Here is a 22185-nt window from a genome sequence, read left to right as displayed (position 1 = left end):
CTGAAAAAGAAGTCATTCATGCATACCGATAGCAAGATTATTTGGGATAAATGCCTTCTATATATTCAAGGTCAGATCAGTGCACAAACCTATAAAACTTGGTTTAGTCCTATTATAGCCAAAGATTTCAAAGATGGTATCTTGACCATTCAAGTACCTAGTCAATTTTTTTATGAATGGTTAGAAGAACACCATTTACCATTGCTCAAGCAAGCAGTACGCCAAGAAATAGGTCCACATGGCAAACTAGCCTATGCAGTTGTGATCGACAAAGGCAATAAAAAACAGAAGCCGTTGATGGTCCACTTGCCTACCTATCCAGGGCCCACACCAAAAGGGACCATTACAAAACTACCTACTATTTCAGAAAATGAAATTTTTAGATTAAATCCCAATTATATTTTTAATAACCTCATAGAAGGAAGTTGTAACCAGCTAGCCAAATCTGCTGCACAAGCAGTCGCAAAGCAACCAGGAGGAACGGCTTTTAATCCACTGACGCTGTACGGAGGTATAGGATTAGGGAAAACGCATATTTCTCAAGCCATTGGAAACGAAGTCAAAACATTTTTTCCAGATAAAAAAGTAGCCTATGTTTCCTCGGAAAAATTTACGACACAGTTTATAGAAGCGCTGCGTAACAACCATGTTCAAGTTTTTACAGGGCAATATCTAACAGTAGATTTACTTATTTTAGATGATATACAGTTTTTAGCTGGTAAAGAAAAAACACAAGAAATCTTTTTTCATATTTTTAATCATCTACATCAACTAAAAAAACAGATTATCATTACAAGTGACTGCGCACCGCGTGATTTAAAGGGATTACAAGAACGGCTGCTTTCCCGATTCAAATGGGGCTTAACGGCAGATTTACAGTGTCCTGATTTTGAAACCCGCGTGGCGATTATACATAGTAAGATGGCAGCTGATGGCATTACGCTTTCCTCAGATCTAATCGATTACATTGCCAAGCATGTGGATACCAATGTACGAGAATTAGAAGGCGTACTTATTTCGCTTATTGCACATGCTTCATTGACCAAACGCGATATCAACTTAGCTTTGGCACAACAGGTTTTAAAAGATATTGTAGCACAACAGCCCACTGCTGAAACGACTATTGAAGTCATACAAGAGCAAGTAGTAGCCCACTATACCATTTCTTTAGATGCACTGAAGGGTAAATCTCGTAAAAAAGAGCTTGTAATGGCTCGACAAACGGCCATGCATCTAATCAAAAAATATACAACGCACTCTTTAAAAACTATAGGCGCCTACTTTGGTGGAAGGGATCATACAACGGTGATACATGCTGTAGAAGTTATAGATGACCTATTGGATAAAGATCCGCAATATGCCCAGGTGTATGGATCACTTGAAAATAAGATCAAAGCAACATTAAAATAAAAAAGTATATAAATAAAAAAGTATGTATGCAAGCGAATGTATTACCAGACAATAGGGGTTTGTCCTGTGGCTAATAGATAGGCATTTGTCTTACTAAAATGTCTATTTTGAAAAAATCCTCTATGGGCAGACAGTGGAGAAGGGTGCGCCGATTTTAGTACTAAGTGTTGCTGATCATCAATCAAGCTGCCCTTTTGTTGGGCATAGTTTCCCCATAATATAAAAACTACATGTTTCTTATGTTCTGAAATAGATTTTATCACTGCATCGGTAAAAAGCTCCCAACCTTTTTTTTGATGAGAACCTGCCTTATGTGCTTCCACGGTTAAAATTGCATTTAATAACAATACGCCTTGTTTGGCCCAATCATCCAATGAGCCAGATGTTCGCTTTGGGGTGCCCATATCTGCTTGAAGTTCTGTAAAAATATTCTGTAGTGACGGAGGAAAAGAGATAGCTGAAGGAACGGAAAAAGACAATCCATCTGCTTGTCCTGGACCATGATAAGGATCTTGGCCTAAAAGGACCACTTTGGTATGGGTAAAAGGTGAGAGCTCAAAAGCCCTAAATAGGTTTTTAGCTGCTGGATAGATGATACCATTTTGATAAGCCGCCCGCACATAATCGGTTAATGTTTTAAAATAGGGTTTTGCAAACTCTGTAGTAAGTTCACTTTTCCAGGATGATTCTATTCGTATATTCATACTTGCAAGTCTTAAGTGAAAAAGATAAACTTGTAAAAGCTTTAACATGCCTAGCATAGGCTACAAAATACAATTTATTCTAAATATAAACTTGATTTTATCATTTTTTTTTTAGAAATTTGTTTGTGTTATCCGCTACTTTAGGGTTGGAAATTATTTAATATAACATGAGACATTACGAAACAGTATTTATACTATCACCTGTACTTTCTAGCGACGAAATAAAAGCATCTATAGCTAGATATAGGTCTTTTTTAGTGAAGCGTAATGCAACAATAGCACATGAAGAAGAGATAGGTTTAAAACCTTTGGCTTACCAAATCAAGCATAAAAAAAATGGGGTATATCATTTGATAGAATTTGTAAGTGAGCCTAGCCTAATTAAGGAGTTAGAAGTTACCTATGCACGAGATGAGACCATATTACGTTTTTTAACATTTGTTTTAGACAAGCATGCATTAGCGCATAACATGGAAAGAAGATCAAATGGGAAAAAAGAATTTAAGAAAGAACTATAGCCCTATGACTTTAGTAAACGAATCAATACAAAAAAAAACAATCACTAAGAAATTTTGTCGATTCAAACGGTACGGTATCAAGTATGTAGATTATAAATGCGTTGAGTTTTTAATGAAGTTTCTCAATGAACAAGGCAAAATATTACCTAGACGCATTAGTGGGAATAGTTTAAAATATCAAAAAAAAGTAGCTCGTGCAGTAAAGCGTGCCAGGCAACTTGCTTTGCTTCCTTATGTAGCAGACAATTTAAAGTAACCAAAAAATGGAAGTAATATTAAAAACTGCATATAAAACTTTAGGAAACAAAGGAGATGTTGTTTCGGTTAGAGCTGGTTATGGTAGAAACTATCTTATTCCGGAAGGGATTGCTGTTGTGGCCAATGCTACAAATAAAAAAATTGCATTTGAAAATGCAAAGCAAGCAGCACATAAAGGACTAAAACTAAAAGCCGATGCGGAGGCACTTTTACCATTGCTCACATCCGTTAAGGTGGTAATAGCTGCAAAAGTAGGTGAAGGTGGCAAAATATTCGGCTCTATTACCCCTTTGCAAATTGCTAAGGCACTTAAAGCAAAAAATATTGGTGTAGACCATACTAAGATAAATATTGAACACCCTATTAAACAAATAGGAAATTATCAAGCCGTTTTAATTTTGCACGAAACGGTTTCCTATACATTAACTTTTAACGTAGTTCCTGCTTAGGGACTATTCTGATCTTGGGGGCTTCTTAATAGCGTGTGAAAGGGAAATTGTTGCTAAAAACTCTTTTGCAGTATCATTTTTTTTTGTTTTTTGTTTTTTTTGATAAAAGCTATAGGGGCCCCTTCCCCATTGATTCTTAAATATTATACCTATAATATTCTTTCTTATAATCATACTATATTGGATATCTTGGTAAAGATTTTGTGTTTAAATTCGCAAAGTCTTTTAACTGATACTTATAGTAAGCTGTAATGGCTACCATCGCTGCATTATCTGTACAATAGGCCATAGCGGGTATAAAAACTGTCCAATGACGTTGTATAGCCAACTGCTTGAGCTGCTCGCGCAAATGGCTATTCGCAGCGACACCTCCTGCCAATGCAATCGTGGTAATACCGCTTTTTTGAACAACTTGGGTCAATTTAGCCAATAACATACGTACCAATACTGCTTGAATACTGGCACAGATATCAGCCCGATTGGCTAATACAAATTCAGGGGTTTTGTTTCGAATAAAAAGTGCAAAAGCTGTTTTTATACCGCTAAATGAAAAATCAAAATTGGGCATATGGGTAGATGGAAAGGTAAAAGCGTTCGGGTCACCTTCTTGGGCATAGCGATCTATTAAAGCTCCACCTGGGTAAGGTAATCCCATTAAATGAGCTATTTTATCAAAGGCTTCTCCTACCGCATCATCTTGGGTTGCACCTAACACCTCCATAGCACAATAATCTTTTACCAATATAATCTGGGTGTGCCCTCCACTAACAGCCAAACAGAGAAAAGGGAAAGTAGGCTTAGGATCATCAATAAAATTAGCCAATACATGGGCTTGGATATGATGGACACCTATTAAAGGAATGCCAAGAGAAAAAGCCAAAGATTTGGCAAAACAACTTCCAACTAAAAGGGGGCCTAGTAAGCCTGGACCTTGTGTGAATCCAATAGCATGTAATACAGATTTTTCAAGGTTAGCTTGTTCGAGTGCAGCGGTTACAACAGGAATCATATTGATTTCATGTGCGCGGGCAGCAAGTTCTGGAACAACACCACCATATTTTTGATGAATCAATTGACTCATGACTACATTACTGACTATTTTGCCATTATGGCTTACAGAAGCAGCTGTTTCGTCACAAGAAGATTCAATGCCTAGAATGGTTAATTGTTTTTGCATAGCCTGTTCCTTTAGGTCAAACTTTGGATACCATACCACCATTGGTTAAATAATCAAATGCAACCATCTTTTTTTAGCGCCAATGGTTTGCCCTTATAATCCTGGTAAGGGAGACTGATCAACTGCTGCTTGATATATATGATAGATTTCAAATATTTATAGGATGTAACGAAAAACAGTATTTGATCTATACCAATCACACGCTTACTGCTGATAAAAAACTTTGACAAAGTAGCAAAAATTGGGTGTAATACCAAACAGGGCAACTACTTTTTAAGTAAAGCTACTTAAACATATGTTTAATATGGACAGGATTGTACCTTTGATCCAGAAAAAAGATGGCTTTACCCTTCCTGTAGTGTTTCTATAATCTTTTTTTGTCTTAACCATTTGAGCGAAAAATATAACGCAATAAAAAGTGTCGTAAATATCAATAGATTAGGAAATAAAATAGCTTTCCAATGGGTATAAATGGGTACGTAACGCATATAGTAGAGAGCAGGTTCAAGTGTAATACATTTATAGTGTGCTTGTAAAAAACACAACCCTAAACCTAAGAGGTTTCCATATAGCATGCCTATACATAGGGTACGTAGACTATTATAGAGCAAGATGGCATATATCTGCCCATCACACCCCCCCAAAACTTTTAATATACCTACCATATAACTACGCTCCATAAGTTGAACCATAAGGGTCGCCAGCATAGTGCAACCTGCTACCAATAATACAAAGAACATAAAAATAGTGGTATTCTTTTGAATAATAGCCAGCCAATCATAAAAATTAACGTACTTACGTTGGGTGGATATAAGACGTAAATCGTAGTCTATAAGTCCTAAAATCGTATCCCGTAATGCTTTGGTTGGCTTTACGTGGTCTTTTAAAAAAATAGTATATCCGTTTACAGTTTCTGGAGAGTAGTTATTTAACCGCTGGATAAGACGCATATCACAAAAAGCTAGATTTTCATCTATGTCACTTAAATACGTGCAATAGATGCCCACAATTTTTAATTTTCGATAACGTACTGTAGCATGCAGCGTATGGACCAGTACGGAATCGCCTAACGCAATGGATAGTCTTTGCGCAAGATGATGGCTAATACAGCATTCATTTTGATAGGTAGCTTTGGTTAAATCGGGCAGCCTACCTGCGATGAGATAGTCTTCCAATGCCGTATGGGCCACCATAGGATCGACTCCCTTGCAGCATATGCCCTCTACCCCTTCCTTTGTATGGATCAGCATAAGCGTTTGGGTAAATGCAGTTACTTTTTCAATAGCACTTGGTAAATCAGCCATCAATCGATTGACTTGTCCAACTTGAACAGATGTGGGCGTATAAGGGGCTACCAAACCACTATATTTGGCAATTTCAAAATCGCCTGCAAAAGTCGTTATTTTTTTTGTAATTTCTTTTTGAAATCCAATAAGTACCATTGAAGCGATTAATATAGCTGCTGTACCTATGGCAATGCTTAAGGTAACGATTTTAGATATGGTAGCAGAAAAAACACCACTGCTGCGTTGTCTGACGCGGTTTGCCACAAAGACAATCCAAGAAATGGTCTGAAAAAGCAAGATAAACAGGGTTAATAAGCCTGGGCAAAAACCACCCGTCTTGTAGAGGGTTTTCCGGAATAGATACAAACGCCCAGCTCTTCTTGTCCGTCCAATGGTATACAACGAATGGTGGCTTTTGTTTCAGCTTTAATTTTTTCTTCTGTTTCGGTAGTACCATCCCAATGGGCTAACAAAAAGCCCGCTCTGGAAGAAATAAGCTTTTTAAAGGTTGTATAGTCATCCACTAATAAGGTACGCTGTTGGTTTAGCCTAAGTGCCCGCTCATAGATATGGGTCTGGATCGTTTCCAACCAATCAATAACTTGTTGAAAACAATGGTCCATAGGAATGGTTATTTTTTCTTTTGTATCCCTACGGGCCAATTCAACTGTTTTATTTTGCAAATCATTAGGCCCTACCGCTATACGAATAGGGACACCCTTTTGTTCATATTCAGCAAATTTATAACCTGGTTTGTGGACATCGCTATCATCTAACTGTACCCTAATATTTTGCGCAGTCAGTACAGCTTGCAAGCTAGCCAATTGGGCCACTATTGCACTACGTTGGACTTCTGTTTTGTAAATAGGTATCATTATGACCTGTATAGGAGCAATTTTAGGTGGCAATATCAATCCATCATCATCCGAATGGATCATAATCAATGCGCCCATTAAACGGGTCGTAATACCCCAAGAAGTACCCCATACATAGTCCCGTAGACCCGCTTGATTGGTAAAAATTACGTCAAAAGCTTGGGAAAATCGTTGGCCCAGGTAATGGGCTGTACCGGCTTGTAACGCTTTGCCATCCTGAAGCAAGACTTCAATGGTGTAGGTAGTTTCTGCACCAGCAAAACGCTCATGTACAGTTTTAATACCTTTTATCAAAGGTATCGCCATATAGTCCCTAATAATGCGTTCATACAAATCCAACATTTGCAAAGCCTCTGCTTGGGCTTCTTCTTGCGTAGCATGAGCCGTATGGCCTTCTTGCCATAAAAACTCTGTAGTACGCAAAAAGAGTCTGGTACGCATTTCCCAACGGACTACATTACACCATTGATTTAGTAAAATTGGAAGATCTCTGTAGGATTGAATCCAGTTTTTATAGGTTCTCCATATAATGGTTTCTGAGGTAGGACGCACAACAAGTTCTTCTTCTAACCTAGCAGTAGGATCAACCTCTACACTACAACCATCTTCAGCCATTTTTAAACGATAGTGGGTTACAACGGCACATTCTTTGGCAAAGCCTTCTATGTGTCCCGCTTCTTTACTCAAATAAGACTTTGGAATAAGTAACGGAAAGTAGCCATTGACATGACCGGTTGCTTTAAAGGCTGCATCAAAAATACTTTGTAACCTTTCCCAAATGGCATAACCGTAAGGTTTAATAATCATACAGCCGCGCACAGAAGCATTTTCTGCTAATCCTGCACGGACTACTAATTCATTATACCAAGCGGAAAAATTGGATGCTCGAGTCGGTAAAGGGGTCATACGCAATGGATGAGAAAAGTATTTAATATATGGATAGTAAGTAGGACATACGCTTATTGAATTTCGGCAGGTGGATAAAGAAAAACAAGCCTATAAGCCGGGTTCTGTAATGCCTTAGAGGGCACTGCTTGTCATTTATCTGGAGCCATAATCACTTATGGCTTCTAGCGGCCTACCCGCATGCCTTAGAAACGAACGAGCAGCCCGTCACGCTATAGTGTGGACATGTTTATTTGGCCTTGCAATCCCTAAGGTTTACCCTGCCTCTACTGTCACCAATAGAGCGGTGAGCCCTTACCTCACCTTTTCACCCTTACTCGCTCTATTAACGCTAGCGGTCTGTTTTCTGTGGCACTTTCTGTCACATAGATTTGCTTCCATATGCCTTCCTGTTAGGAAGTAGGGTGCTCTGTATTGCCCGGACTTTCCTCTTTGGTATTTAATTACCAAAGCGACAAGCCAGCTTGTTTTCCTAGTACTACTTACTAATTTACAAAGTGGAATAACCTATTCCAACGGATGCCACTGAAAAAAGAGTGGCTTCTATTTGAAGACAACAAGACCATAACCGCTTTACCCACAATATAGTCTTCTGGAATAAAACCAATGAATCTAGAGTCATGAGATTGATCTCGATTGTCTCCCATCGCAAAATAATAATTTTTACAGAAAGTATAAGAGGCTATTTGCTGACCATCTATCCAACATTCAGTTTGGGTAAATCGAATATTTTTTTTCCCTTCAAATCTTTCGATGATAGGACGATACAATAGAATATTCTGTCGGTTGATTGGAACAACTGCTCCCTTTGTAGGCACCTGAAGCGGGCCAAAATTATCTTTGGTCCACCCCAAAGTAGGATGACAAGGATAGAGACTAGAGGCAAGGTTGCCTACTTTATCTTCTATTGGAGCTAGTGACTGTATATAGGCAGGTAGTATAGTATTGAGCTGCTGCACCTTTTCTGGGGTCGTATAAATGATATAGCCTTCACAACCTGGCACAGTAGATGGCAGAGGGTTTCTAATACCATTTTTTTCAAAAAAAGCAGCTGTTAAATGGCGCTTGGTTTTCATAAAATAACGATACTGAGGTCTATCTGCTGGATCGGCTAATGCACCATTTACATAAAGTTGCTTCTGTTTTATCTGCAACAAATCACCAGGAAGTGCGATACAACGCTTGATCCAATAGTCTGTTAAATCCGGTGGTGCATGACCTATTGGTGTATTAAAAACAATAATATCATTGCGTTTTATTTTGCTCAATCCAGGCAATCGATATTGTGGCAATTGAATCCAGTCAAGGTATGAAGGAATTTTTGTAAATGGAATGGTTTGATGGGTAATAGGGATCTGCAACGGAGTAGCAGGTGTACGGGCTCCATAGTGAAGCTTACTAACCAAAACAAAATCGCCCGTTAAAAGTGTGGGCTCCATAGAAGCGGAAGGTATAACATAAAGGCCAATAACCATCCAACGGATAAAGGCAGCTGCCATAGCAGCAAAAAAAATAGAAGCTATCCAGTCCCGAATAGCACCTAGAGCGGAACTAAGCTCTCCCTGTTTTTTAGATGAAAAAGAAGTTTTCATACGTGCGCTTCGTTATAAAATACCTACAATAGGAGACCGTTGCAATAGGGTAGTAAATTTTAGGACAACCAACTACTTTTTTGCATCAAAGGTTCCAGCTGAAACTGTTTCAGTTACTATAGTTATTTGTTTTTTTATAAAATTTATTGCCCTATCCCTACTTAACTGATTATGCAATTTGGAATAATACTTACTTCCCTCACTACCCTGTAGAAAAGAAATTGCACCTGTATGAATAGCCGCATCATTTTCTTCTAGCTGCAAACCCTTATGAGCAGCATAATCAACATATGCACGTTTCGTTTCATCCACTACATCTGAAGTAGTAACTGCTAAGTTATTTTGACGGACGATATTACTCAATAAAAGCTCCCACCTTAAATCTTCTTTATGTGCATCATAGTATTCTTCTATTGCCTCTAATGTTGCCTCTGGATTATTAACCATAAGCCATCGTTTAAGAAAGGCTTCTGGTAAATCAACTTTATTATCCTTCAAAAGGGCTTCTTGCAAATCTTGATAGAATGCATGACGTGCTTCTGCACGCTTATCAAATAAAATAATTTTAGCAATAGCCTCTCGGAACTCATTTTCGGAATGGGCGACTCCTTTTCCTAACACAAGATCAAAAAGGGCAGGTTCAATAGCCATCGGTACAACTTGAACAATTTTATCAATTGTAAAAGTAGCAGGCCAAGCAGATTCATACTTCTTAAAAGCAATAAAGTCACTAAAACTGACACCTAAAAGGGCGGGGAAATGGTGTTTGAGACTCTCTTCTGTAAGCATCACTTTTTGACCAACACGACGACCTACCAATTCCTCCCTTAAATGTTCAGGAATGTGCATGATAGAAATACGAATATCTATACCAATTGCACCCGTACTATCTACCAATGTACCATACAACATAGTGTCCATTGCACTTTCTTCAAGATGTGCAACTTGACCATGCACCATTTGCAACCCTTCCAAAAATTCATCTACTAATTTAGATTCAACATGATCTATTTCAAATTCAGTAATAGAAATATTTGGTTCAAATACAATAGGCCGTTTTTCGATTAAGCCAACTTCATAAGAGAAGGTAAAAGTATCTTGATTTTTAAGATGTATCTCTTGTAAAGGGGTAACCAAAATTGGATCCATAAAAATAGAAATATGCTCTTGTAGAATATAATTTTTTAAAGAGGCTACAGCTATTTTATGTAGTTCTTCAGCAAGGATAGAAGAACCATACATCTTTTTAATAAGATCTTCAGGAACAGATCCCAATCTAAAACCCTTTAAACGAACCGTTTGGGCGTAATGCTTGAACTGCTTTGCAACAGCTGACTTATAGTCAAATTCATGTAACGTAATGGAGATAACCCCATGGTTGGGGTTAATTTTATTAAACTGAATATCCAAAGTAAAACAGATTTAAAAGATAAGATAAAAACGGATTTTTAATACTAAAACATACACCGCAATGGTGCGGATGGAGGGACTCGAACCCCCACACTTTTCAGTACTAGATCCTAAGTCTAGCGCGTCTACCAGTTCCGCCACACCCGCAAGAAATAAAAGGAAGTTAACCAAAATTTCCCCTACAAAAGTAAAAAAAACAGGCTTCCTAAGCAAATAGGAAAAACTACATCAATGGTTTTATGGTAGCTTATAACCTTAATGATTATATCAGTAATTGTCGATCCATCCAAATCTTGAGCAAATATTTACTTCATATACCTAACCAAACTTGGAATGTAACAAAAAACTTAGTGTTAATCTCCATGCTGCTTTACTCTTAGATAGATACCAATCGGGTACCCTGATAACAGTATGATCTTTCATACTTTTCATTAGTACTATAAACAGTTAGTTTTCCATCATTTGACTTGCCTTTAAATAAAAAGTAATAAAAATCTAAGGGTAGATTACCAGCAATAATACCATATTCATAATAAGGTTTTCCATAAAGATGGGTTAATTTTTTTTGCTTGGTTACTAATTGGCCAGCTGCAGGTCCGAAAAATCCTCTATATAACTTGTTATTTTAAAAAAATCAGCAACTTCACTACCATTATTACGAATGAGATAATTTTATATTCATTGAAATGATTACTAATTTTAGTATGTATTAATTCTATTAATTCTTCTATTGTATACTTGGTTGAAAGATAATTCACATTCAATGTTGAGAATCCTTGACTTTTTATAAATTTTTCTAGTCCTTTTAAACTTGAAGAAGTTTTATTAAGACCATGAAGAAAAATTACCAGATGGGTTTGATTAGAAAAATTTGTTACAGGATTTGTAGTTTTTTTAAATTCATGGCAGACTTAACCAGTGGATCTATACATTTAAAATGGTTGTTACAATAGGAAAAAACTAGATCTATGCTTCCTGATACTAGATCGGTTGAAGTACTATGCGTGGTAAAGGGCAAGGCAGCTGATGGGTAGTTTATGTAACTGGCGGCTAGTTGCGCATAGGTCATAGTCGACCCAAAAAGAAAAATAAAATAGCTGAACGTTTTATATATATGCCATATGTATGGCATAGTGAAATGATTTTTAAGACTAATTTTTAGAGCGCTACACTATCTGTAGTGTAGTTAATATAACGGGGTGTTTGCTGGCAGCAAACTATTGTATATTGTATAAACCAACAAATAATTTGCATATAATTTTGTATACTTATGGCTTGGATTTTAAATTTTAGTAATCTATGGGCATGATATGGTACAGATAGCAACACCACCAAAAATAGAAAGCTCTCTCCCACTGATTGGTGCGCATACCTCTACGCAAGGAGGGCTCCATAATGCGTTATTAGATGGTGCAGCAATAGGTGCAACTACCATACAACTTTTTACCAGTAACCAACGTCAATGGGGAAGTACCAAACTGCAGCAAGCACAACTGGATAAATGGCACCATACGTTAGAAGTTACTGCTATAAAACAAGTGATGAGTCATGCTAGTTATTTGATCAACCTCGGCTCCAATAAAGCAGACTTATTGGCCAAAAGTCGTGAGGCTTTTTTGGAAGAAATAGAACGTTGTTTGGCTTTAAAAATCAGCTATTTAAATTTTCATCCAGGCGCTGCAACGGGAGACAGCACGCTAGCGTGTTTAGACCGAATTGTGCAAAGCTTATCGACCATTGAGCGACTCTTTCAACCAGAAACCACCTTACGTTTGCTTATAGAAACTACTGCAGGTCAAGGCTCTACGGTGGGCCATTCTTTTGAAGCGTTAGCCTATATAATTGATCGAGTCAAAACAGTAGTGCCGATTGGGGTTTGTATAGATACTTGCCATATTTTTGCAGCAGGCTATGACATCCGTACAGTAGATGGATGGGCAAATACATTGGCCAAATTTGAATCAATCGTTGGTCTAAACCACCTCTATGCGCTACATGTGAATGACTCCATGACGCCACTTGGTTCAAGAAAGGATCGGCACGCTAACTTAGGAAATGGGGAAATAGGCATGGATAGTTTCAAAGCCATGATGTGTCATCCAAAACTTCAGACGATTCCCAAGTATTTGGAAACACCTAATGGTGCAACGATGTGGACAAAAGAAATAGAACTGCTGCGTAGCTATAGTAGCCCGAAAAAATCGGTTTTGGCGCATTTGCTTTAAAAAAGCTTACATGAAGTACATATAGCATCCAATTAAATATTGTACCGTTTGTAATTTTTTATGTAGATTTGATTAACAAGGTTATATGGTATAAACTAAAGTACAATGGCAAGCTACTTTCTTATTTTGTTGAAGATATAATCTAAATAAACTTGCGGAAATGCTTTTAATAGGTTTAAGTATACTTTTAACAGCTTCTTTTCTAGGCGCTCGATTACAAGGTTTAAGTTTGAGTATGCTGGGCGGATTGGGTATATGGTTGTTTATGGTGGTTGCAAATGCAACACCAGCAGATCCTCCTTTTCAAATCACACTCTGTATTGCTTCAGTAGTGGCTGCAGTAGGTACTATAGAAGCTGCTGGTGGGTTGAGCTACCTGGTGCAACTGGCAGAGTCCTGTATCAGAAAACATCCACGTAGCATCATATATATTAGCCCTATAGTCACTTATGCGATTACTTTTTTTGGAGGGACCAACCACATCGCTTATTCTATTCTTCCTGTTATTGCAGAAGTTTCTAAAGAAATAGGTATTCGTCCAGAGCGTCCTTTATCACTTTCTGTTGTTGCGGCTTTGCATGGTGCACTGGCCAGCCCTATTTCTTCTATAATGGTTATTTTAAGCGGATTTTTAAGTGCGTCTGGGATCGACCTAGTCACGATCTTAAAGGTTATAATACCTTCCACAATGGGTGGCACGCTGATGGCCACATGGGTTACCAATCTACTAAGCAAAGCCATGCCAGCCTCCTCAATAGTTGGCACAAAGGAAACAGTCCCCTCCTTCTCTCCTACTGTTGTGGCTCGAAGTGGCAACCGGGCAAAGCTTTCAATTGGTTGCTTCTTACTCGCGAGCTTAGCAATTGTGTTGCTAGATGCTCTACAATTCTTGCGCCCTTCTTGGGAAGTAAATGGTATAAAGGTGGTATTCCCATCTGCTTATATTATGCCACTGGTGATGTTATCTACTGCTGCATGTATTATGTTATTGTGCCGGGTTTCACCTAAATCTATTACGGAGGGAAAGGCATTTTCTGCTGGTATACAAGGGATGTTATCCCTTCTAGGGATTGCTTGGTTAAGTAGTACATTTGTAGAGAATAATAAACCTATATTACTTCAGCTTATCTCGAGTTATTTTGCTGAACCTTGGAAGTTTTTTATTATTCTACTCTTTATGGCTGCTATCATGGGTAGCTCTGCCGCCACAATTAAAGCTGTATTTCCACTAGGTATCGCATTGGGGATTCCTCCTAAGATATTATTGGCCTCTGCTGCAGCGGCAAACGGTGTATTTATCATTCCAATTTACCCAACGATGCTGGCCGCTATGCATTTAGATACTACAGGTACCACCCGGGTGGGCAAGTTCCTTTTTAATCACAGCTTTATGTTACCAGGTTTGGTCTCGATTGCTGGTGCAATTGGCATTGGATTCTTAATGGTCTATATTGGGCTAGCTGGCCTGTAATCTAACCATATTTATTGCATTTATGATGTCTACAATTGGATGGGGTATGCTCCTTATAGTGCTGATCGCAAGTCTGTACTTAGGTGGGATTTCCCTTGGCTTACTGAGTGGATTGGTCTTGGGTCTCTTGACTTGTTCGGTACAACCTACTCCCCCTCCTAATGACTTAATGCTCTTACAGGCGACTTGGTTGCTGCTGATGGCTACACTGGAAGCAACTGGATTTTTTTACTTAATGGCAAACAAATGCAAGATTTTTGCAGGACAGGTCAAGAACCATAATGGTATTTCAATAGTACTATTTTGCTATGGATTGGTTTTCCTAACAGGAGATAAAGCATGGTTATATAGATTGGCATGCGAGCCAAATCCCCTACATAAGGGCAAGTCCCGGCTACTTTTTCCCATTGCAGTTGCTGGACATATGGCCGTATTGGCCAGTCCTTTATCGATATCAGGCATACTCCTTATAGTGGTCGCAGGGAACAATGGATTACCTATACTAAATTTAGTAGGAACGACTGCCACCCTAACAATTGGCATAACAGCAGCCAGCAGTTGGTTTGCTTACCTTATACCCGATAGATGGCTTAGCAAGCTATATGCATCGTTCAATGATCTTGCTAAAGATGAAGTTGTAGCGCAACCAAAAAATAAAATAGAACTGCTCCCTTGCCTTTTAGTAGTAGCCGAACTACTATTTCTAGGTATAGAACCTAAACCGAATGGATCCACCCAGTTAAATAGCATTCAAAAGATTTTTCCAGTTAAATTTCCTATATTTTTTGCTTTGGTAATGCTTTCAACGGCAGCTGTAGCTATGTTATGGTTTAAAATAAAGCCTGCTAAAATTTTACAAAGCCATCGATTCAAACTAGGTATTCAACAACTTTTTATCTTTTTAGGATTAGCCTGGTTGGTAGATAGTTTACTAAGCCATGACAAAATTTATTGGATAAAAATGTGGTGGGATGGTAGGATACATTATGGTTTTTATCTAGTAGCAGCCTTGTATATGCTCTTGATGGATATTTCTATTATAATTTGGCTTTTTAGTGCACTATTGATAGAACGTGATGGTTCGATTCTAATACTTGCCTTATGGCTTGTGATAGTGCATAGTTTAGCGCCTATCAGATCTTGGATGAGCCATATGATAAAAGGCTATAAAAATAAAGAGTAGTATGTAGAAAGGAAAGCAAATAACCCATATAATCTTATCATTAGGCTTTAACTTATTACAATGGATATAAAGAATTTATTTGGTGCAATGAACCAGGTTCAGACAAAAATGGAAGCGGTTAAAAAACAGATGGACCAACTTACTGTAACCAAAGAAACAGGCGCTGGACTGGTTCGCGTAACGGTGAGTGGGACTAAAAAGCTATGCGCTATTTCAATAGATGAAAACTTATTTAATAAAAAAGATCGGCAAATGGTCCAAGACCTTATAGTAGGTGCGGTCAACTTAGCGTTGGAAGAAGTAGACGATAAAATCCAAGCAGTCATACAAGAACATGCAGCCATGCTATAAACGCAATAAAATACCCCACTTGCCAACTGTTGCGATTGTAGTTTTAAATTACAATGGGCTATCATTGCTAAAAGCATATTTGCCTACCCTATTGTTATATAGCCATGGCTATGGGATTATAATAATAGATAATGGCTCTACAGATGGCTCGGTAGATTACCTACGCAACCATTTTCCGACCGTAACATGTATGGTGCATGATGGAAATTATGGCGTAGCAAAAGGGTATAATGTGGCACTAAAGCAGATTAAAGCCACCTACTATGTACTGTTAAATAATGACTTACTGGTTACAGCAAACTGGTTAACAGAGATGTTGGCCCTTATGGAGCATGATCCTTCAATTGGGTTTTGTCAACCTAAAATATTGTCGCTTCAAAGACCAGATGAATTTGATTATGCGGGTGCAGCAGGTGGCTTTATAGATATGTATGGTTATCCTTTTTGTCGAGGAAGGATTTTCAATCATATTGAAAAAGATAGTGGACAATACGATGATACAAGGGCCATTTTTTGGACCAGTGGCGCATGTGTATTGGTACGGGCCAAAGCTTTCCATACATTAGGGGGATTTGATGAGCTATTTTTTGCGCACTTTGAGGAAATTGATCTTTGCTGGCGTGCACATATTGCTGGTTGGAAGGTCTATTACTGTGGTACCAGTACCGTTTATCATTTAGGGGGGGCTACACTAGCTTATCAGAGTCCCCGCAAAACCTACTTAAATTTTAGAAATAGGTTATTGATGTTGTACAAGTATCATCCAGCTCATTTAATGGACACAATAAAAAATATAGCTTTCAATCTATTGGCCATTTTTAGGATGTGGTATCTGGGAAAGTTCGCACATAGCTGGGCTATTGTGCAAGCACAAATAGATTTTTTTAAACTTAAAAAGAAAATTAAACCAAAATTTCTTGTACCTTACTTGGCCAATATATATAAAAGAAGTATGGTTATTGATTTTTTTACCAAAAAAAAGAAACGCTTTTCTGAAATTACCCCTGATCAGTTTACATAGGATATTTGGGCTTAGCTAACACCCCTGATCTACACCAACTGTGCCATACGATTGACTGTTTTTAATCGAATATACAAGATTGTAAACAGTTTTTAAATATTTTTAACTTCCATTTATCTTTCTAGTTTACCATTATGATACCATTGAACGACTACACTTTTATATACTTTATAGGGATAGGTGGCATAGGCATGAGTGCCTTGGCACGGTTATTACTTAAGCAAGGTTATCAAGTTTTTGGATATGATCAGCACCCATCTGAAATGGTCTTACAACTCAGCAAGGAAGGTATAACGATCCACTGTGAGGATACGCTCGCTGCTATTCCTGAAGTTGTTTGCCACCACCCCAACCAAACCCTAGTTATTTATACACCTGCTATACCGATTGATAGCCCTATTTTAAACTATTTTAAAGCCACTGGTTATAAATTGCAATCACGTGCAGAAGTGGTTGGACTTATTTCCAAACGATTTACCACAATAGCAGTAGCTGGTACACACGGTAAAACAACTACTTCAGCTATGATCGCCCATATACTCTACCAAAGCGGTATACCTATACTTGGATTTGTGGGGGGTATCATGGAGCAATATGATACCAACTTATTACATAATAGTTCATTAGATGCAGTCAAGCTAATGGTAATAGAAGCTGATGAATTTAACCAATCTTTTCTCCATCTCAAACCCACTTTTAGTATTGTTACTGCTGCAGACGCAGATCACCCAGAAACCTATGCTACACCGGCAGCTATGGAAGCTAATTTTATAAAATTTGTTCAACAAAACCAGAAAAGTCTGATTATACAAAATAGGGCTGCAGATCAGTTAAAAATCTGGAAACATTGTACAAAACCCTTTCTAACCTATGGATTAGATAAAGGCACTATTGTGGCTAGTAAGGCAACTATGACATCTCATCAAAGTGTTTTCGATTACTTAGGACAAGGTATCAATATTTCCAATGTAGTTTTGCCTATGTCCGGATGGCATAACATTGAAAATGCATTGGCAGCCATTACAATCTGTTTAGAACTTGGTATAACAGCAGCCCAAATTCATACCGCTATTGCCTGTTTTCCTGGCATAAAAAGGCGTTTTTCTCTTGTTTGCAACCATCCATCCTATCTACTTATAGATGACTATGCGCACCATCCTGTAGAAATTAGTGCTTTGCTTCATTCAGTGAAAAAGATCTATCCCAACAGTACTATAACAGCTATTTTTCAACCCCATCTATTCTCACGTACCAAGGCTTTTTATAAAACATTTGCTACCAGTTTAAGTCTGGCAGATGAAGTTTTTATATTACCCATCTATCCGGCTAGAGAGGCACCTATGCCAGGTGTAACCGCACAACTTATATTTGACGAACTAACCTGTACAAGAAAAGCTTTAGTGACCATGGATGACTTACTTACCAAACTAGCTGCTTTCACTATTAGAAAACATCAAATCATCCTTACCATTGGTGCTGGAGATATAGGAGCATCAGTTTCAGTCATAGCTGCCACCTTAGAACAGATTGTAGGGCATGTACAATAGGCTAAGGCCATTGTTATAGAAAATTTCAACAGCTTTATTACAAATAATTGGCCTTTTTGCAAAGGTTTTTATAAATTTTTAACATCAAAAAGTCATTCTTATGTCTGGTTAAAGAGATATAAAAAACTTGTAAATGAATATTTCTGTTTGGAAAAATTTAATTTTCTATTCGAACGGCCTTATATTAACCCATACATGTTAACCGCTCTACTACTCTTCCGCTTCATATGTTTTTATATAAGTGGCATTCTATTGGCCATCTATTACCCAACAGACTTATTTACTACACTTTTACTTTTGCTGACACTAGGTGTACTATATTGGATGGCTGCACTACATGCTAGTGTCACTACCTGGTTAAACCCTATAGGACTACTGCTTATTTTTTTAGTAGGCTATGGCAACCTATTGTTACAAACCGCACAACAAAAAAAAGCAACGCAGTGGATGGAGGTTCACCAAGCGATAGAAGGGTATACCGTTTACATCGAAAAAGTGTATCCTCCACTTAGCTGTAAAGGGTTGATGACCCATATAAAAGACCACTCCGGCTGGCACAATAGTAGGGGATTTATACAATTATATTTTTCTAAAAAATCTGATTATAAGCCTAAAAAAGGAGATAAACTACTGATACGTGGGAAACCCGATCGGATTCTATTACCTGACCGCATCCAACTAGCAAATGACGACAGCGCCTTCTATCATCCTTCTACACATCGTCATATTTTAAAACAAATCGATCGAGATTTTAATTTACTAACTACCGAGGTACAAAATAGTAACTGGAGGGCCATGATCACACAATGGTGTAGCGAAAGACTCCACAAGCAACTACAAGACGATCAAGCTATTGCACTCATCTCGGCGCTTCTATGGGGTGCAAAAGAAACTTTAGATCCAGGATTACAAAAAGCCTATGCCGATACAGGTACCATTCATGTATTGGCCATTTCTGGGTTGCACGTAGGTATGTTGTATATGCTGCTAAAGGCTATTTTTAAATATATATGTAGGTACGTAGGATTTTTTATCTTACCAGATTTTTGTACACTTCTTTTGCTTTGGCTATATAGTTGGCTTTGTCATTTTGCACCACCCATACTGCGTGCAACCATTATGATTACTATGGCTAGAATAGGCTTACTAATCGGTAGAGGGTCCAATCGTTACAATGGATTATTTGCTTCTGCTTTTGTCTTATTATTATGGGATACATCTTTATTATTCAACTGTGCATTTCAACTTTCCTATCTGGCAACGATAGGCATACTCTATCTCCAGCCTCCGATCCACCGTCTTATAACACCTGAACATTATTGCCTACGAAAAATATGGACGGCTACTACCTTATCTATTGCGGCACAAGTGAGTACATTACCACTGATTCTATATTACTTTAAACAGTTTCCGCTCTATTTTATTATTGCCAATTGGCTGGTCGTACCTGCTATTTTTGCCATCCTAATGCTTAGTTTGGTATTTTTAGTAAGCAGTCATTGTCCCATCATTAACACATTACTTGGTTTTATCCTTGAAAAATTGATTTTTGTCACCAATACACTGGTCTATTGGTTGGCAAAATGGCCCATGGGTACCCTTTCATTCTGCTTTATACATAGGCGCACGGTCTGCCTACTCTATATTATGCTGCTTTCGATTTGGCTTTTCTTTCAAAATAAAAATCTTATATATTTTATTATAACCAGCCTCTGCACAACATTATATAGTGTATACCATATCAAAACAATTATAGCAACCCAAAAAAAATGCAAGATAATTTGCTATAACAATCATCAACTATCTTTTACTTTAAAGGATGGGATCAGATCGTTACGCTACGATGAGCCACCATCCAACAGCAGTATATTACGACATTATACTGGGGGAATCATAGCTACCTGGTACAAAAAGATAATTCTTACCCTTCATACCATTCCGGCTGATTGGCAAGGATGGCGTGGAGCTAAGCTAGACGTAGACTACCTACTAATAGATGAAAGTCTACTCTATAATATGGCCATTATACTTAAAGTATGGCGTGTTAAAAATTTGGTTATCTATACCAAAGAACCCCATCCATTGCGTTACTACCCAAAGATCAAAAAATTAGGCATACCATTTATTTGGCTAAAGCCAGGTAGCAAAAAAGCTTTAACCTGGTCTAAAAATTCATAGTGGATCACAACAGATATGGCCCTACCTTGGGAGGGGTGGCGAAACTGGAAGTAATACATTTCCTTGACTTACCCAATAGAAGCACTTTTTCTTTCCAAATGGTCCCTACAGACCAATCGTAATCCTACCTGGTTGCTACTGGGTTTTTTGTTCTAATTCCGTTGCAAGCAAGTCCAATTCTTTTAGAATCTGTTGGGCAGCAGCGACCACATCCGTAATCACCTCTTTACTACTGGTTTTAGCTTCGTTGGCTATATCATTTTTATGCCCTACAACCTTTAGAATAAAAGCTTGTAACTTTCTTTTGCATGATTTTAAGTTGTACATCACACCATCCCTAGCTACTGACCCTTTTGTAGGTGCAGAAAGGATGCCTACAAAAGCACCTAAGCAAAAACCTAAGCCAAGGATGACTAAATTTTCAGTTTTTTTTACCATGATTGGATCATTTAAATGGTTGGATACTTTATTTTTAATTTTCTTTATGGGTTCTTTTTAAAATACCTTCTAATACACCATTTATAAAAGCGCCACTTTTAGCACTGCCGTACCATTTAGCTATCTCAACATACTCATTTATAGATACTTTAAAAGGTATTTCTTTACACTCAATCAGTTCTGCTAAGGCCAATTTGAGTATCAACTTATCTGTTAATAGGATACGGTTCTTATCCCACTTTTCAGTTTGTGCACCAATCATCTCCTCATAACGGATGTAGTTCTCTATGACGATGGTCAAAATACGACTGTAAAACTTTGATTCTGTGGCCCATTTTTCTTCTAAATTATCCCAAAACAGCGTAAACGCAGCAAAGTCTTTTGTAGAGAGCATTTTAAAGATATGGATTAAAATTTTCTTTACCATCCGCTTATGCTCATCCCAGTAGAGGTCTTTCATAGCCAAAAAATCGTTTATTGGCCCCTCCTTAAATATAGTATGCTGGACAACGTACTCCAAAATTTTTATACTATTATTTGGATCTAATAGATAGGTTTTTGGCGCTTCTACGGATTGAATAAATTGTCTATACCAATTTTGTACTTGATCTTGATCTTTAGCCCAGCTGATGCCATTTTTATAAATCATTTTGACCCATTTGCTGTTGTGATACAACTCTTCCAACAAAGGATTTTGTGCCAGCTGCTTTTTAAGCAGATGATCGGTTTCTTTGGATGAAGGATGCATGACTTTTCCCAACTTGCACCATTCTACCAGTAATAACAAAACATAAAGAAGGGTTATATAGATGTATTCCTTTGCCTGGTTAAATCCATACTGTAAAAAAGTTTGGTCTTTTTTTAATGCTTCTACATAGTAAGCAAGGTGCTTATCTACCGATTGCGCAATTTTTTTATTCTCTTCATAAACAAAAGTATGGGTAGGCAACGTAGTGGCTATTGCTGCCTGAAAAAGGCCAACCGCCCTGGTTTGTGCTTTGGTCAACTGTTCCTTTTGAATAGGCTCATCTAAAAAGCAATCCCATACAAAATCTTTTTTTATCTGTTCTATAGCCTCTTTTTCATGGACTTGTTTTGCAATAGTATACGCATAAAGATTTTGTAGTGCTTTTATACGAACAAAGCGTCTAGGAATAATAAAATTTTTCATTATAATGCAACTGCT

General features: G+C 37.8%; 19 protein-coding genes, 1 tRNA gene and 1 other RNA gene. 11 read left to right on the top strand and 10 right to left on the bottom strand.

Annotated features, from left to right (window positions below; translation table 11 throughout):
• Window positions 1-18 precede the first annotated feature (18 nt).
• A complete protein-coding gene (dnaA, locus tag AL022_RS03020; protein WP_014934805.1) occupies window positions 19-1410 on the top strand; it encodes a chromosomal replication initiator protein DnaA in 1392 nt (463 codons plus the stop codon).
• A 41-nt stretch (window positions 1411-1451) separates the two neighbouring features.
• On the opposite strand, the gene AL022_RS03015 is transcribed toward dnaA, so the two are convergent.
• Complete coding sequence (locus tag AL022_RS03015) at window positions 1452-2114, bottom strand: uracil-DNA glycosylase (RefSeq protein WP_041546288.1); 663 nt, start codon at window positions 2112-2114, stop codon at window positions 1452-1454.
• Between the two features lie 167 nt (window positions 2115-2281).
• Between AL022_RS03015 and rpsF the strand changes: the two genes are divergently transcribed.
• From rpsF to rplI, 3 genes are read left to right on the top strand one after another with little or no spacing between them, the layout of a single operon-like run.
• On the top strand, window positions 2282-2632 hold the full coding sequence (gene rpsF, locus AL022_RS03010; protein WP_014934803.1) for a 30S ribosomal protein S6: 351 nt from the start codon (window positions 2282-2284) through the stop codon (window positions 2630-2632).
• Window positions 2633-2636: 4 nt separating this feature from the next.
• Window positions 2637-2888: a 30S ribosomal protein S18 gene (rpsR, locus tag AL022_RS03005; RefSeq protein ID WP_014934802.1), complete on the top strand. Its 252-nt coding sequence runs from the start codon at window positions 2637-2639 to the stop codon at window positions 2886-2888.
• Window positions 2889-2895: 7 nt separating this feature from the next.
• Window positions 2896-3339: a 50S ribosomal protein L9 gene (gene rplI / locus AL022_RS03000; RefSeq protein ID WP_014934801.1), complete on the top strand. Its 444-nt coding sequence runs from the start codon at window positions 2896-2898 to the stop codon at window positions 3337-3339.
• Between the two features lie 175 nt (window positions 3340-3514).
• Here rplI and tsaD read toward each other — a convergent pair whose 3' ends face one another.
• From tsaD to AL022_RS02965, 7 genes are all read right to left on the bottom strand, one after another.
• On the bottom strand, window positions 3515-4558 hold the full coding sequence (gene tsaD, locus AL022_RS02995; protein ID WP_014934799.1) for a tRNA (adenosine(37)-N6)-threonylcarbamoyltransferase complex transferase subunit TsaD: 1044 nt from the start codon (window positions 4556-4558) through the stop codon (window positions 3515-3517).
• 302 nt (window positions 4559-4860) lie between these two features.
• Window positions 4861-6099, bottom strand: coding sequence for an ABC transporter permease (locus AL022_RS02985; protein WP_014934798.1), 1239 nt, complete (start codon window positions 6097-6099; stop codon window positions 4861-4863).
• Between the two features lie 11 nt (window positions 6100-6110).
• Window positions 6111-7583 (bottom strand): proline--tRNA ligase, encoded by a 1473-nt coding sequence (gene proS / locus AL022_RS02980; protein WP_041546124.1) that lies wholly within the window; start codon window positions 7581-7583, stop codon window positions 6111-6113.
• Window positions 7584-7660: 77 nt separating this feature from the next.
• Window positions 7661-8054, bottom strand: an RNA gene (rnpB, locus tag AL022_RS03910) — RNase P RNA component class A.
• A 14-nt stretch (window positions 8055-8068) separates the two neighbouring features.
• Complete coding sequence (gene lepB / locus AL022_RS02975; protein WP_014934796.1) at window positions 8069-9175, bottom strand: signal peptidase I; 1107 nt, start codon at window positions 9173-9175, stop codon at window positions 8069-8071.
• Window positions 9176-9247: 72 nt separating this feature from the next.
• Window positions 9248-10585 carry a trigger factor gene (locus tag AL022_RS02970; protein WP_014934795.1) on the bottom strand — a complete coding sequence of 446 codons (1338 nt, stop codon included), beginning with the start codon at window positions 10583-10585 and terminating at the stop codon, window positions 9248-9250.
• A gap of 62 nt (window positions 10586-10647) precedes the next feature.
• Window positions 10648-10732: transfer RNA gene (locus tag AL022_RS02965), tRNA-Leu, on the bottom strand.
• 1163 nt (window positions 10733-11895) lie between these two features.
• Between AL022_RS02965 and AL022_RS02955 the strand changes: the two genes are divergently transcribed.
• The 7 genes from AL022_RS02955 to AL022_RS02925 all read left to right on the top strand — a co-directional run bounded on the left by AL022_RS02955 (window position 11896) and on the right by AL022_RS02925 (window position 20561).
• Entirely contained in the window at window positions 11896-12810 is a 915-nt protein-coding gene (locus AL022_RS02955) for a deoxyribonuclease IV (RefSeq protein WP_014934792.1), read from the top strand.
• A 160-nt stretch (window positions 12811-12970) separates the two neighbouring features.
• Window positions 12971-14281: an anaerobic C4-dicarboxylate transporter family protein gene (locus AL022_RS02950; protein ID WP_014934791.1), complete on the top strand. Its 1311-nt coding sequence runs from the start codon at window positions 12971-12973 to the stop codon at window positions 14279-14281.
• Between the two features lie 22 nt (window positions 14282-14303).
• Window positions 14304-15464, top strand: a complete 1161-nt coding sequence (locus AL022_RS02945) for an anaerobic C4-dicarboxylate transporter family protein (RefSeq protein WP_014934789.1) — start codon at window positions 14304-14306, stop codon at window positions 15462-15464.
• A 60-nt stretch (window positions 15465-15524) separates the two neighbouring features.
• Window positions 15525-15815, top strand: coding sequence for a YbaB/EbfC family nucleoid-associated protein (locus AL022_RS02940; RefSeq protein ID WP_014934788.1), 291 nt, complete (start codon window positions 15525-15527; stop codon window positions 15813-15815).
• On the top strand, window positions 15799-16836 hold the full coding sequence (locus AL022_RS02935) for a glycosyltransferase family 2 protein (protein WP_014934787.1): 1038 nt from the start codon (window positions 15799-15801) through the stop codon (window positions 16834-16836). The genes AL022_RS02940 and AL022_RS02935 overlap by 17 nt, the downstream gene beginning before the upstream one ends.
• Before the next feature lie 134 nt (window positions 16837-16970).
• Window positions 16971-18383, top strand: a complete 1413-nt coding sequence (gene murC / locus AL022_RS02930) for a UDP-N-acetylmuramate--L-alanine ligase (protein ID WP_014934786.1) — start codon at window positions 16971-16973, stop codon at window positions 18381-18383.
• 147 nt (window positions 18384-18530) lie between these two features.
• Entirely contained in the window at window positions 18531-20561 is a 2031-nt protein-coding gene (locus AL022_RS02925) for a ComEC/Rec2 family competence protein (RefSeq protein ID WP_148269049.1), read from the top strand.
• Between the two features lie 135 nt (window positions 20562-20696).
• Here AL022_RS02925 and AL022_RS02920 read toward each other — a convergent pair whose 3' ends face one another.
• Window positions 20697-20999, bottom strand: coding sequence for a YtxH domain-containing protein (locus AL022_RS02920; RefSeq protein ID WP_014934784.1), 303 nt, complete (start codon window positions 20997-20999; stop codon window positions 20697-20699).
• Window positions 21000-21033: 34 nt separating this feature from the next.
• Window positions 21034-22170 carry a transcription antitermination protein NusB gene (locus tag AL022_RS02915; RefSeq protein WP_014934783.1) on the bottom strand — a complete coding sequence of 379 codons (1137 nt, stop codon included), beginning with the start codon at window positions 22168-22170 and terminating at the stop codon, window positions 21034-21036.
• Window positions 22171-22185 lie beyond the last annotated feature (15 nt).

It is taken from the genome of Cardinium endosymbiont cEper1 of Encarsia pergandiella, from assembly GCF_000304455.1.
GTDB lineage: Bacteria > Bacteroidota > Bacteroidia > Cytophagales > Amoebophilaceae > Cardinium.
Note: the sequence above shows the minus strand (reverse complement) of the source record. Positions and strands in the feature narration are given on the sequence as shown.